Raw genomic sequence first — 13313 nt, 5'->3', positions numbered from 1 at the left:
CCTCTCAGCCCGTCGCCTGGAGCGCGCGGGATATGCCGAGGGCGGCGGTGCGCAGCGCGACCGTGAACCTGCCGTGGTTCATCCGGAAGGTGGGCGCCGTGATCGACAACGCGCCGACCAGCGCGCCGCTGTCCCCGAAGACCGGTACGGCGAAGCTCGTGTAACCGAGCCTCGTCTCCTCGACCTCGACCGCGAGCCGCTCGCTGCGGATCTTGTCTATCTGGGCCCGGAGCCGCCCCGGCTGGGTGACCGTCTTGTGGGTCAAGGGCGTGAGGCCACGCTGGAGGACCTCGTGGAAGAGCACCGGGGGTGAGAAGGCGAGGATCACCTTCCCGGTGGCGGTGCAGTGCAGCGGGAGCCGCCCGGCGACCCGGGACTGCTTTCGCAGTCCCCGGTGCACCATGAGCTTCTCGACATACAGCACATCGAGCCCGTCGTGGATGGCGAAGTGCACGGTCTCCTGCGTGGCGAGCAGCAGATCCTCCATGTACGGCAGAGCCGCCTCACGAAGGATCCGCTGCCGCGGCACACGCTGGCCGATCTCGAAGAGCCGCAGGCCGAGGCGGTAGTGGCTCCCCGCTCGTTCGAGCAGTCCCCAGCCGAGCAGCTCCTGGGCGAGCCGGTGCACGCTGGCCTTCGCCACACCGCTGCGCCGGACAATCTCCGCGAGCGAGAGCGAGTCATCCTCCGCCGTGAACGCCTCGATGATCAGACGGGCTTTGCCGAGGACGGAGTTCATCGTCTCGGCGGTTGCGGTGATCGCTGATGGGGACGGGAGCACGTTCATACCAGGGACCTCCTGTGCCGAGTTTGGTACGTTCCAGTCCGGTCCTCAAGTGGGGAGATAGTCATAGCCCCACCTCCGCCCTGGACCGGGTGACGGTGGCGACAGCCGTACGAATCAGGTGGCGGGTGAGTTTCTCCATCTCCCGGACATCCGCGGTGTTCATCCCCATGGCGAAGTCGATCTCGAACGGCGCATCCGCGACCTTGGGCATGCCGACCCGCACCGTCGGGATGCCCCGGCCGCGCAGGATGTTGGCGTCGGTCGCGCCGCTGTTGCCGCGAATCACCTCATGCGGACGCCCCTCCATGGCCTCCCACGCGGCCATGGCGCTGCGCGCCACCCAGCTCCGCGGATCGGAGGCGGTGCCGGGGATGGCGAGCACCATCTCAAACGTTACATTCGACCCGGGCAGCTCAGCGGAGATCTTGGCGAGGGCGGCGGCGAACTCCCGTTTGGCCACCATGGGAGTGGTGCGCGGACTCAGGCGCAGATCCACAAGCAGCTTGCACACGGCGGGGGTGACCGCCGCCATATGCGGCCACCCTCCCTCCACCGCGGCCACGATGCCCTGAGGCGCGACCGTGTCCTCGGTGTGCCGGTCGGCGTATTCGGCGAACCACTTCTCCAGGCGCACGGCGACCTCACCCGCCCGGGCGATCGCATTTTCGTACGGTAAACGGTGCCTTGAGCCGACATAGGTGTGCACGCCATGCACGGTTACCTCGAACCATGCCAGGCCCACTTCTTCCCAGGACACCGTCCAGCCTGGTTTGGCGATCACCGCGAAGTCCGCCCAGACTCCTTGCTCAAGGAGGAACGAGCAGCCGGCCCCTTGCCCGATATTGCGGCGCTCCATGGTGGTCGGCATGCTGTTCGGCGCGTTCGCTGGCCCGGCGTTCGGTCCGGCGTTCGGTCTGACGTTTGGCCCGCTGTTCGGTCCGATGTTCGGTCCGGTGTGCGGTCCGGCGTTTGGCACGGTTTTTGGCGCGTTGGTCGGCATCCCCCCGGCCCCAAACGCGACCAGCAGATCCCCGGTCAGCGGCACCCCGGCACGGTGGATCGCCTCGGCGGCCATGAGCACACAGGCCACATGTCCCTTGGGGTTGCCGGCCCCCAGCCCGACCACCAGATCACCCTCGTTGTGGGCGACCGGCCGCATGTCGGGCCGCAGTGAGGGCCCGACCCACGGGACGTCCTCACCCTCGGAGCCGGTGGTCAAGGTGTCGATCGGGGCATACAACATGAGATCGGGCCCGCTCCCGTCACCCCGTAGCCGCCCCCAGGCATTGGCCTGCCTGCCATCGAGCGGCTGCGTGGCGGCCGGGATGCCGGAGGCCGCGAGGGTGCTCGCGATGTGCTCGGCGAGCCGGCGTTCACCACCGGTCGGGCTGGGGATGTCGACCAGACCACAGAGCAACTCCCGCAACCGGCCCGCACTGACATTTCCCCACGCCGCCGCCACCTGCTCCCGTCGCTGCGGGTCAAGCCCGGCCAGCCCATCGGGGCGGCTCACTGGTTGATCCGGTGGACCTGGGTGTTACTCCTCTTGGCAAACCATCGCCAAAGCACCGGCACCACGGCCGCAAGGCCGCAGCAGACCAACAGGATCAGCAGAACACTAGGCATGGACTCTCCTCCGCCACCCTCACGGGCACTCACATCGGCCATAGGGCGATGGTCGACCGATCTGGGGGCACTTGCCCATGGAAACGTCCCGCTCAGCAGAACGGCGTGCGAGTCTCTCTCATCCTCCGCTCAATCTCGGCTCGTCCCCGGCACAGCCCCTGCTCATCCCCGGCCGACGGCGAGATGCCGGGGGCCGCGGAGCACCGCGCTCTGGCGGTAGGGGGGTGGGTCGGCCAGCAATCTGGCGTCTGGAATGCGGTGGAAGAACGCGTTCAAGGCGATCTGCGCCTCCAGCCGGGCGAGTGGAGCGCCAAAGCACAGATGTACCCCGCTGCCGAAGCCGAAGTGCTGGTTGTCGGGTCGGTCGGGGTCGAACCGGTCGGGGTCGCGGAACCTCGCGGGGTCGCGGTTCCCGGCGGCGAGCACCAGGGTGACCTGTGATCCCGCCGGGATGGTGACTCCCGCCACGGTGGCGTCGCCGTACGCCGCTCGCCACGGGATGAGTTGCACCGGCGGTTCGTAGCGCAGGAGCTCCTCGACCGTGCGCACGATCATCGCCGGGTCGCGGCGCAGGCGCGCGAGGACGTCGGGGTGGCGCAGCAGCGTCAGCACCCCGTTGGTGATCAGGTTGACGGTCGTCTCGTGGCCCGCGATGAGCAGTAGGTTCGCGGTGCTGACGACCTGTTCGTGGGTCATGCGGCCGTCGGGGCCGTCCTCGTTCACCAGTTTGGAGAGCAGATCATCGCCCGCCTGACGATCTCTGCGTTTCTCCGCAAGCCCGGACAGATACTCCCTGATCTCCTCGCGGGCGCGCAGTCCTTCCTGCAAGCGTTCCGGGGGGCCGGTCTCGGGGTTGAAGTCGAGCAGCGCGACGATCGCCTCGACCCACGTGTGGAACTGCGGTTCGTCCTCCCGCGGCACCCCCAGAAGGTGACAGATCACCGTGACCGGAAAGGGATATGCGAAATCCTCCACGACGTCGATCTGCTCCCGGTCCCCGATACGATCCAGCAGGCCCGTGACGATGTCGGTGAGTTTCGGCTGTAGGCCGGTCACCAGGCTGGGGTTGTGCGGCGGCCCGAAGTGTCGCATGGCGATGCGCCGCAGCCGGTCGTGTTGTGGCGGGTCGAGATTGATGAACGCCGGGTGTTTGATGCGTTCGGCGGCGACAGGTCCTGGATGTGCAAGGTTGACCGGATCAGAGCTGATGTGCGGGTTGTGGAGCAGGGCGTAGATCTCCCGATAGGTGCTGACCGCATAGGTGCCGTCCTCCTGCCGGTCCACCGGAGTTTTCCGAAGTTCGGCATAGAGGGGGTACGGATCAGCCCGGCTGGCGTAGTCGAAGATCCGTTGAAGTGTGCTCGGTGCCTGGCTGACTGACATGTCCGCTTCTCCTCTGCCGGTTCAGGGCTACGGCCGGCCCCCGTACGGGGACACGGCTGCCACCCGCCGCTCGCTCGGCTCGTGACCGGTCACCAAGACCGTGGCGCCGTGGGTGATGATCACCGGGTCTGGGAAATGCGCCGGGATCGGTGCCATATCGGCGGCCTGGTCGGGAAAGGGCTCCGGCGGGAACGGCGCAGCCGTCTCGATCATGTACTTGTAGTGGTCAAGCCACTTGGCGTTGTCGAAGCTGACCGCCGCGGTCACCCGGCCGCGATAGCCGTACGCCGCGACAAATCGCATGTCGTCCACCGTCCCCTGGGTGACGGCGATCTGGTCGGCCAGGATCGGCACCCCGACGGACTTGATGTTGACGCCGAACTGCGACGACCAGAACATCGGTATCGCCAGGTGCGGCCAGCGGTGGGTCGGCGGGCTGACCATGTTGTGCGCCGCGACATGGGCCTGTTCGACGGCGTTGGCCCAGTGTTCGAGGGACAGGAATCGGTATTCGTAGACCGGATGCGGGCATCGCGCCACGTCGCCCGCGACGAAGATGTCGTCGGTGACCAGCCCGTTGATGTCGAACGCGCGGCAACCGGTGTCGCAGGCCACCCCCCAGACGCCCGCCGCGATTCCCGAGTCCAGCAGCCACTCGGTGTTGCGTATGCCGCCGAGTGCGACCACCACCACGTCGGCGTCCACGGTGCCGCCGTCGGACAGGTAGGCACGCCGCACTCGCCCCTGTTCGTCCCCGTCCAGCCGGGTCACCTTGACGCCACAGCGGAGATCGACACCGTGGGCACGCTGGAGTCTCGCGGCGACCGAGCCGATCATGTCCCCCAGCGCCCCCGTCAGCGGGGCCTCGGCGGCCTCGGCCACGGTGACCGGGATGTCCAGCTCACAGCAGACAGAGGCGACCTCGGATCCGGCGAAACCTGCACCGATGACGAGCACCCGCTTCGGGCCGGCCGCCAGCCGTTCCTGGAGGCCCGCGGAATCCTCATTTGTCCGGACGACGAACACGCCCTCCAAGGCGGCTTCGGCCTCATTGGCCCACGGCCTGGCACGTACACCGGTGGCGATCAGCAGCCGGTCGTAGGGCACATCCCGCCCATCCGCCAGCAGGACCCGCTTACCCGCCAGATCCAGCCCCGAGGCGGGCACACCGAGCATCCAGGTGGCGTCGATCTCGCGCCGTCTCGGCAACACGGTGTCGTGCGCGGGCACCCAGCCGGTCAGCACCTGCTTGGTCAGCGGGGGCCGATCGTAGGGTTCGCGCGACTCGTCACCGATGAGGGTCAATGATCCGGTGAAGCCTTCGTCGCGTAGTGTCTCCGCCGCCCGCATCCCGGCCAGGGAGGCGCCGACGATCACAATGCGTCCCTGGCGCCGGAACCTGTCCAGATTCTCCGCACTGGTCATGTGGGCTCCGGGTCTTCCAGGGTGGCCTCACTCAAGGTGGCCTCAATCGGGGTGTCCTCGACGAGGATGGCCTGGACGGGGCAGGCGGCAGCCGCGCGCAAGACCTGTTCGCGTTGGGATTCCTCGGGGTTCGGGTGGTATGCCAGGGCCTCGTCACCGCGCATACGGAACGTGTCGGGGGCCATGAAGGCGCATTGCGCATATCCCTGGCATCGCGCCAAGTCGACGACAACCCTCACGAGGACCATCCCCTTCAAGCCGGACCACGGCTCAGCGAGGTCGACGGACGCGGCCCCCGGCTCTGTTAAGGCACTGACCTGCACAAATGAGCGTATCCAGGAGGCTGGGCGGCTACACCGTGCTTTCACCAGGTGAGGGCCAAGGATTCCGTACGAGAGTCTTGAGGTCTTAAGCCTCCCTTGGGCGGGCACGTCGATCTTCCTCACGCAATTGCTGCACCAGCCCCAGAAACTCGTGCCGCGTGTCCTCCGGATCCTCGCCCTCGAACAACTCCAGGGCCAGCTCCTCCACAGGCCATGTCACGAGTGATCCGTACCTGGAGAAGTACATCGCGACGTTCCGGATCCGGTAGGCATCCTCAGAGTCCAACCAGGCGCAACACAGCAGGCGCCAGATCCACCGGCGGGAACGGGTTGAGTTGTTGGTCTTGCTGACCGAGTTGACGTCGACCAGCGTCGTTCCGTCTTGCCCACCGATGAGGAGATCGTGGTCGGCCCAGTAGGAGTTGAACACCGGCCGTGCGATGCCCCAGGGCCGTCCTAAGGGGGGATTGCCCGCCAGGGTTCGCATCTCGTTCAGGCTGCCGGAGGAGTGGAGGAGCCGCACCAACTCCACCAGTTCGTTGACGGATGCCTCGTCGGCCGCGGCGTAGAGCTGCTCTACGGTGGGCTTCCCGTCACTGAACATGCGATAAACCGGGTCGTTGGTGACCTCGTTCCGGAAGATGTACTCGAGCTTCGCCAGCAGCCAGCACAGGCGTACGAGCCCCTTCTCCGCGCCGACCTGTCCGAGGGGGGCGTGCATTCCAAAATATGCACGAATGCGATTGAACAGGTCAGAAAGCATGGGTTCTACGGAAACGTCGGTGAAACTGCCATATAGCGGCGAGCCATCGGAGCGCAGATACCTTTGCACGCTGTGTTCGCTCTCCAGATCCAGCCAGCCGGACACGGTGGGGCGGAGGTCGAGCGCGTGTGAGCGGTCGGTTTCCTTCAGGTGAATGTGTGTGGGGTAAAGCCCGGCCTGGCGATGTGCCCAATCCCTGCTTACCAGCCCCACCCGCACCAGACCGTACAACGCCGAGTACGGCGGGGCGGGCTGCACGAGTGACGACATCCGAATGCTGAAGGCGCGGTCCGTCTGCGACCAGTGGCGCCTGGTCACCCGGCCTGCGGGCCGCACCTTCTCGGTCCCCCTCGTCGCCTCGGCGACCCGCTGGGCCATCGCAAGGGAGCCGGTCATGCGGTCCTCGCACCATTCCCCGAGTTGGCCAAAGTACAAATGCGAGACAAGTGACACAATCCGACTTTAGCAATATCGGGGAATCTGTCACGGTATGTTCCGTGGACGTTATGAGGGGTTCTAGGGCTCCAATATGGATTTGACGGTTTTGGGCTGCTGTGCGAGATGCCTCGATAATTAGAACATGGGTGTGAAAAATCAGTTGTGAGGTCGTGGCGTGTTCGGAAGAAGGCTCTTGCCGTATGCCGGAACGGCACATTTGGCGCGGTGGGGACGAAGGACGGTTAAGTCCGCATTGGCCACGCAGGCTTGCTGCCGACCGTCAGGTACGGGGGGCGTACATGATGACCACGACGCCGAGCAGGCAGATGGCGGTGCCGATCAAGTCCCAGCGGTCCGGGCGGAAACCGTCGAACACCACGCCCCACAACAACGAACCGGCGACGAACACCCCGCCGTAGGCGGCGAGGATGCGGCCGAAGTGAGGATCCGGCTGAAACGCGGCGACAAAGCCATAAGCGCCGAGTGCAAGCATGCCGGCGGCCACCCATAGCAGGCCCTTCTGCTCACGCACTCCCTGCCAGACAAGCCAGGCACCGCCGATCTCGGCGACGGCAGCCACAACGAAGAGAAGAAGGGAACGGACGATCGTCATGAACGCGACTTTAGTTAGCCGGCGCTGTAGCCGGCCGATGCCGTAGCCGGGCGGTGCCGTAGCTAACCGGTGCTGTAGCCGGTCGGTGCTGTGGTCGGCCGGTGCCGTAGCCGGCCGGTGCTGTAGCCGGGCGGTGCCGTAGCAAGTCGGTGCTGGTCAGCCGGTGCCGTAGTCAGCCAGTGCTGTAGCCAGTCGGTCCTGTGGTCAGCCGGTCCTGTGGTCAGCAGGTCAGGAGAGCCTGGGGCGGGGACCGTCGCGACCTTCGAGAGCATCACGCAAGGCGGCGGCGACCTCGGGGGAGACCGTGCCGACAAATCGCTGCACAGCCGTTTCGAGGTCGCCCGCTTCGTCGAGGGCGGCGCGCATAACCTCGGCGACAAAGGAGTCCTTGTCGCCCGCCGCCCGGTAAAGGTGGGCCCGGCCTTGCCGTTCGCGGTGCACGAGGCCCTTGCCGGTGAGACGCACAAGCACCGTCAGAACCGTCGTGACCGCCGGACGTGACGGCAGCACCTCCGCCACGTCCTGGGCGAGCATGCCCTCGGGACGATCCCAGAGAGCTTCCATGATCGAGCGCTCCAGATTGCCGAGGCGCATGTGTGTCTCGCCTCCTTAGGCGGTGAATGGTCTGGCAGCCCTAGACCAAGGTGCTCCAGTATGACCAGAACCGGATCCCGATCAGCGTGATGACAACCAGGAACCAGACGGTGAGCGCCACCGAGTGGTAGCTCGTGAGCACCTCCACGGCCCGCCGCGCACCACCACGACGGGTGTATCGGGCAAGGTTGTGCAGGGTGACATACCAGAAAATAGGCGCCATCACCGCCCACACCACCATGCAGTAGGGGCAGAGCGCGCCGATGTTGTAGAGGCTCTGATAGATCAGCCAGTGAACAAAGACGACACCAGCGGTGACCCCAAGCTGCAGCCCCACCCAGAACCACCGGCGGAACACAGCCCCGGCCAGAATCGCGGCGCCGACGGCGGTGACGATCGCGAACCCGGCGATGCCCAGAAGAGGATTGGGAAAGCCGAATAGCTCGGCCTGCGGAGTGGTCATGACCGAACCACAGGACAACACCGGGTTGATGCTGCAACTCGGCACATATTCCGGGTTCTTGAGCAGCGCGATCCGCTCAATGGTGAGGACGAAGGCGGCCAGCAACCCGACCGCCCCACCAATCAGCAATAAGTACGGCAGAAGCCTCGGATAGGGCCCCGCCGCGTCCGCCTCAGACGCGGCGGGGTCGTCGGCCGCCTCCGGCTCGACGAGGTCAGCGGGCGAGCGCCGCATCGATGGCCGCCTTGATGTCGTCGGTCGACTCGGGTTCGAGCTTCTCGCCGTTCAGGAAGAACGTGGGTGTGCCCTGCACACCTAGCGTCTCGCCGTCGGCGGCGTCCTTCTTGACGCGGGCCAGCGTGGCGGGGTCGTTGTAGGCCTTCTCCCACGCCGTCATGTCCAGCCCGAGCTCCTTGGCGAAGCCGCGGAAGACATCGTCGGCCGGCACCTGCTTCTCGCCCCACTGGGCCTGGCTCTCGTACATCCGCTTGTACATCGGCTCGAGCTTGCCCTGCTGAGCGGCGGCCTCGACCGCACGGGCCGAGCGCTCGGCGTTGTAGTGGCCCTGGATCGGGAAGTAACGCAGGACGAACGTGACCTTGCCCGCGTATTGCTTGCGGAGATCCTCCACGACGGGATAGACGGCCCGGCAAGCCTCACACTCGAAGTCGAGGAACTCGACCAAGGTCACCTTGCCGTCCGCGGCGGTCTGCAGCCGGTGGCTGTCGGGACGCACAACCGCCTCCCTGGCCGCGGCGGCGTTGCTCTCGCTGTTCGAACTGAAGGCGTTGATCGCCAGGGCGGCGCCCGCCACCACCGCGAACATGGCGATCACCACAAGGGTGACCACGAGATTGCGGCTGCGGGCGGCCTTCCGGCGCTCGTCGGCACGCATGGCCTCGACCTTGGCACGGGCACTGCTCGCCTTGGCTGCGGCCTTGTCACTGCCCGGCTGGGCCATGTCGTGCTTGGGCAAGCCCTGCTGGTCGCCGTCACCTTGGGCGCTGTTCCGTTTCCGGGACACCTACCCCCCTCCCCAGCGGGATCCACGACGTCCGCCGTGGTCCCGACTTCCTTGTCGTCAGGCATCTATCAGCCCGCGACCGCTCGTGTGTGCGGTCATCCGAGCGTTGTGCTCTCGGTGCGCCCCGGATCGGACCGGCAACTTTCTAGCCCACACGTCGTCAGACCGGCGTTAGCTCAAGACCACTTACTCGGACTGGCTGAGCGCGGCGGGCATCGCTGACGCCGGGTGCGCCTAGATCGACCTGCACGTTCTACGTCCTGTAGAAGATAGGGAGAATTCCGGGAGATCCGCAAATTTCATGCCGTGACCACGCTTATGGGGCCAAAGATGCCTCAGATGCGGCTCCGGAACACCGTGACGGCGAGCGGGGCGAAGACCAGGGCGAAGCCGGCGGCCCACAGCAACGAGACGAGCACAGGGCTCGCGACATCGCCACCGATCATGAGCCCGCGGATGGCGTCGGCCAGGTGGGTGACAGGGTTCACGTCGGACCACGCCTTGAGCCAGCCCGGGAAGGTCTGGGACGGCACGAGCGCGCTGCTGGTGAAGGTGAGCGGCATCATCGTGGAGAAGGCAATCATCTGCACCTTCTCCGGGCTGGAGGCCTTGAGCCCAATCAGCACCGACATCCAGCTCATGGCCAAGGAAACCACGACGAGAAGCGCCAGCGCCCCAAGCAGGCCCGCGAAACTCGTCGTGATCCGGAAGCCAAGGATCATGCCGAACCCGACAAGCAGCGCGAACGCCCACACCTGCTTGAAGGTGTCCGCGAGGATACGACCCGCCAGCGGGGCGAGCCGGGAGATCGGAAGGCTGCGGAGCCGATCGAACACACCCTTGGTGATGTCGGTGTTGAGACCGATCGCCGTCGACAGGGTGTAGAAGAGGGCGTTCTGCACCAGCAAGCCCGGAAGGGCGAACTGGAGATAATCGCCGGTGGAGCCGGAGATCGCCGTGCCGAACACGTAAGTGAACAGCAGCAGGAACATGATCGGCTGAATGCTGAGGTCGAGTAGCTCCCAGGGGTTGTGCTTGATCTGCACAAGGCTGCGCCAGGCCAGCGTCAACGTCTGCTGGAGCGTGGCGATCGGCCCCACACGCTTGGCCGGGGGGACGGGAGAATCTACGGTCAGGGCGGTCATTACGGGTTCCTCGCTACGTGCATTGGAGACGGCCACTGGGGACGCGCCTCAGGTGGGAGATATACGACGGAATTGGCGGGGCCAGATCCACAGGCACATGACCCATGGGCGGCAGACCAGGCCGATGGTTGGCGTGGTGACAGCAGCAGACCCGCCGGGCTTAGGTCACTGGACGTGTCACCACAAGCCCGGAGCCCCGGAGTCCCGGAGTCCCGGAAGCCCGTAAGCCTGTAAGTCCGGAGTCCCGGAAGCCGAGAAGCCCGGAACGGTTTGGATCGGCCATGTCCACAAGCGCCACATCGCCCCGTTGGAGCGAAGTGCATGACGAATGCCAGGACACGACCGGCTTCACGGATCAGTCAGATGGCCACAAGTCATCAGGGAGAGCGGGATCGCCCAGAACTCCAGCCCCGGCACCTCGCTAAACGATCAAAAGCGACGCCCCAGGCCAGAAACCTGATCCCACGTGGTCAGCCGCTCACACGCCCGCCCCCGTCTTCACGTCGGCACGATCGGAACCCTCCGCCCCCGAATCCCCCGGCTGACCGCCGTCATCCTCGGCCCGGTGGCCGGTGAGCGCGAGGAAGACCTCGTCAAGGCTCGACTTGCGCAGTGACAACTCGGAGGCCACGATGCCGAGGTCGTCGAGTCGCCGCACGATCGCCGGCACCACCGCCGGGTCGTGCACGGCGGCGGTCACCCTGCCGCCCTCGATCTCGGGCGCGGTCTCGACCAGGTCGGCGACCACCTTGCCGACCACGTCGAGGCGGCTCGCGTCGAGCGGCCTGACCTCCAGGACCTGCGCCCCGGTGGTGGCCTTGAGCTGGTCGGGAGTGCCGGACGCGATCACCTTGCCGTGGTCGAACACCAGGATGTCGTCGGCGAGCTGGTCGGCCTCCTCCAGATATTGCGTGGTCAGCAGCACCGTCACCCCGTCGGCCATGAGGCCGCGCACGACATCCCACAACCCGGTGCGGCTGCGCGGGTCGAGACCGGTGGTCGGCTCGTCCAGGAACAGCACCTGGGGTCTGCCGATGAGGCTGGCCGCCAGGTCGAGACGCCGGCGCATGCCGCCCGAGAACGTCTTGGTGGCGCGCCCGCCCGCCTCGGTCAGGGAGAAGCGGCCGAGCAACTCGTGTGCCCGCCGTTTGGACTCCGCCCGCGACAGACCGAGCAGCCGGCCGATCATCACGAGGTTTTCCGTGCCGGTCAGCATCTCGTCGACCGCCGCGTATTGCCCGGTCAGCCCGATGAGCGAGCGCACCTGATGGGCCTCGCGCAGCACGTCGAACCCGGCCACGGTCGCCTTGCCACGGTCAGGGCGCAGGAGTGTCGCGAGGACTCGGACGGAGGTTGTTTTGCCCGCGCCGTTGGGCCCGAGCACACCGAGCAACCGTCCCTGCGGCACCTCGAGGTCGACTCCGTCGAGGGCCTTCGTCTCCCCGTAGTGCTTCACCAGGCCCTCTGCCTGAATCGCGTATCGCATGTGCTTGTCCTCTCCTTCTCTCCCCCCATCATGGCGGTTGCGACCGACAATTTTGAGGTTTGACTAACGCCCCAAATGGGGACACTGGATGAACCTTCGGTTACCCCCTTCGCCAAGTCGTGTTCTCGATCTCGCAGGCGAGCGAAAAAGATCACCGACATTCACCGACATTCGCCGACGATCATCGACATGGACGTCCAGGGGCCACTACCCACGGTGTGCGACTGCCATTCCCGATCCGCCCAGTCATGGAGCCGAGGCATCATCCCAAGATCGCGCTCCCGATGTGGAAGTGGGATGGAAGTGCAGATGGGGGCCTAAGTGAAGGCTGTGGAGAGCATCGCAGTAAGACGACCCTGCCCCACAGGCCACCCCTCTTTTCCGGGATAGAACGATCCCAGGTGTTTCTCCGATAATTATCAAGACCAACAGTGAGCAACGATCAGCAGATCGGAATCGGCGGAAGACATCGGGCAACCAAACCCCCGGAAAGTGCTCCAGCATATGGAGCACCCCTGGTGCTACAAGAAGTACGGCGAAGTCTTTCCCTCAGAAAGAGGACCAGCCGCGGGGAAGGCTCGCTCATGGTGGTTATGTAGGGAGCAAGGGGTTGTACAACAGGAATGACGGTGGCCCCGCGCATCGGAATGACGGCGGATACCGATGGTGGGTGGGCACGATCATCGCATTGGTCGGCGTGGTGCTCACCTACCTGGCCTGGCAATGGCCGGGGAAAGGGGAGCACGGCCCGGCACCCGAGCCGACGACAATAGCGACGACACCGGTGGACGGGGAAACCGACGACAAGAGCCCCGAGTCACCACCGGAACCGTCGACTCCGGACAACGCATCACAGGAGGAGAACGCATCACAGGAGGACAACGGGAAGAGCACCGACGTCCCCAACGCGCTCCTCGGCACCTGGCTGGGCAGAGCCACAAACGACGGCTACCACTTCACCGTGCAACTCGCCCTGCAGCAGGGAGGAATCGGAGACTATGTGGGGTCGCTGCAGATCCCCGAGGGCGGATGCCGGAGCGACTTGACCCTGGAGTCCGTCGAGGCCGTGTCCATCAGCGTGGACATCAAGGTGCTGGCCGGCACCTGTTTCGGAGGTTCGGGAAGGTTCGCCCTCACTCCTGCGGGCCTGGACTACCGCGCCCTCGGCACCCAAGGATCAGTGGTCTTCGGCACGTTGTTCAAGCAGTGAGCCCCTATTGAAGCATTGAGCAGGCGATCCAAG

General features: G+C 65.9%; 13 protein-coding genes. 1 reads left to right on the top strand and 12 read right to left on the bottom strand.

Features of this window, described 5'->3' with window-relative positions; all coding sequences use genetic code 11:
• Window positions 1-4: 4 nt before the first annotated feature.
• The 12 genes from Ssi02_RS34910 to Ssi02_RS34855 form a co-directional block, all read right to left on the bottom strand.
• Window positions 5-787 (bottom strand): IclR family transcriptional regulator, encoded by a 783-nt coding sequence (locus Ssi02_RS34910; RefSeq protein ID WP_204032102.1) that lies wholly within the window; start codon window positions 785-787, stop codon window positions 5-7.
• 61 nt (window positions 788-848) lie between these two features.
• Window positions 849-2300 carry a M20 family metallopeptidase gene (locus Ssi02_RS34905; protein WP_204032100.1) on the bottom strand — a complete coding sequence of 484 codons (1452 nt, stop codon included), beginning with the start codon at window positions 2298-2300 and terminating at the stop codon, window positions 849-851.
• A gap of 275 nt (window positions 2301-2575) precedes the next feature.
• The gene (locus Ssi02_RS34900; protein WP_204032098.1) at window positions 2576-3796 is read right to left on the bottom strand and encodes a cytochrome P450; all 1221 of its coding nucleotides are present in this window, start codon (window positions 3794-3796) and stop codon (window positions 2576-2578) included.
• A 27-nt stretch (window positions 3797-3823) separates the two neighbouring features.
• Window positions 3824-5221 carry an NAD(P)/FAD-dependent oxidoreductase gene (locus Ssi02_RS34895; RefSeq protein WP_204032095.1) on the bottom strand — a complete coding sequence of 466 codons (1398 nt, stop codon included), beginning with the start codon at window positions 5219-5221 and terminating at the stop codon, window positions 3824-3826.
• Complete coding sequence (locus Ssi02_RS34890; RefSeq protein ID WP_204032092.1) at window positions 5218-5460, bottom strand: ferredoxin; 243 nt, start codon at window positions 5458-5460, stop codon at window positions 5218-5220. Before Ssi02_RS34890 ends, Ssi02_RS34895 begins: the two co-directional genes overlap by 4 nt.
• Window positions 5461-5629: 169 nt before the next feature.
• Window positions 5630-6703 carry a hypothetical protein gene (locus Ssi02_RS34885; protein ID WP_204032090.1) on the bottom strand — a complete coding sequence of 358 codons (1074 nt, stop codon included), beginning with the start codon at window positions 6701-6703 and terminating at the stop codon, window positions 5630-5632.
• Between the two features lie 322 nt (window positions 6704-7025).
• Complete coding sequence (locus tag Ssi02_RS34880; RefSeq protein ID WP_204032087.1) at window positions 7026-7358, bottom strand: YnfA family protein; 333 nt, start codon at window positions 7356-7358, stop codon at window positions 7026-7028.
• Window positions 7359-7586: 228 nt separating this feature from the next.
• Entirely contained in the window at window positions 7587-7952 is a 366-nt protein-coding gene (locus tag Ssi02_RS34875) for a BlaI/MecI/CopY family transcriptional regulator (protein WP_204032086.1), read from the bottom strand.
• A gap of 40 nt (window positions 7953-7992) precedes the next feature.
• Window positions 7993-8649: a vitamin K epoxide reductase family protein gene (locus tag Ssi02_RS34870; RefSeq protein ID WP_204032085.1), complete on the bottom strand. Its 657-nt coding sequence runs from the start codon at window positions 8647-8649 to the stop codon at window positions 7993-7995.
• On the bottom strand, window positions 8630-9439 hold the full coding sequence (locus Ssi02_RS34865; protein WP_204032084.1) for a DsbA family protein: 810 nt from the start codon (window positions 9437-9439) through the stop codon (window positions 8630-8632). Before Ssi02_RS34865 ends, Ssi02_RS34870 begins: the two co-directional genes overlap by 20 nt.
• Window positions 9440-9774: 335 nt before the next feature.
• Window positions 9775-10584, bottom strand: a complete 810-nt coding sequence (locus tag Ssi02_RS34860) for an ABC transporter permease (RefSeq protein WP_204032083.1) — start codon at window positions 10582-10584, stop codon at window positions 9775-9777.
• A 478-nt stretch (window positions 10585-11062) separates the two neighbouring features.
• Window positions 11063-12070, bottom strand: coding sequence for an ATP-binding cassette domain-containing protein (locus Ssi02_RS34855; protein ID WP_204032082.1), 1008 nt, complete (start codon window positions 12068-12070; stop codon window positions 11063-11065).
• A 670-nt stretch (window positions 12071-12740) separates the two neighbouring features.
• Between Ssi02_RS34855 and Ssi02_RS34850 the strand changes: the two genes are divergently transcribed.
• Entirely contained in the window at window positions 12741-13280 is a 540-nt protein-coding gene (locus tag Ssi02_RS34850; protein ID WP_204032080.1) for a hypothetical protein, read from the top strand.
• The last annotated feature ends 33 nt before the right edge of the window (window positions 13281-13313 follow it).

It is taken from the genome of Sinosporangium siamense, from assembly GCF_016863435.1.
Taxonomy (GTDB): domain Bacteria; phylum Actinomycetota; class Actinomycetes; order Streptosporangiales; family Streptosporangiaceae; genus Sinosporangium; species Sinosporangium siamense.
The sequence above is the reverse complement of the archived record's forward strand: the minus strand, read 5'-3'. Positions and strand labels throughout refer to the sequence as shown.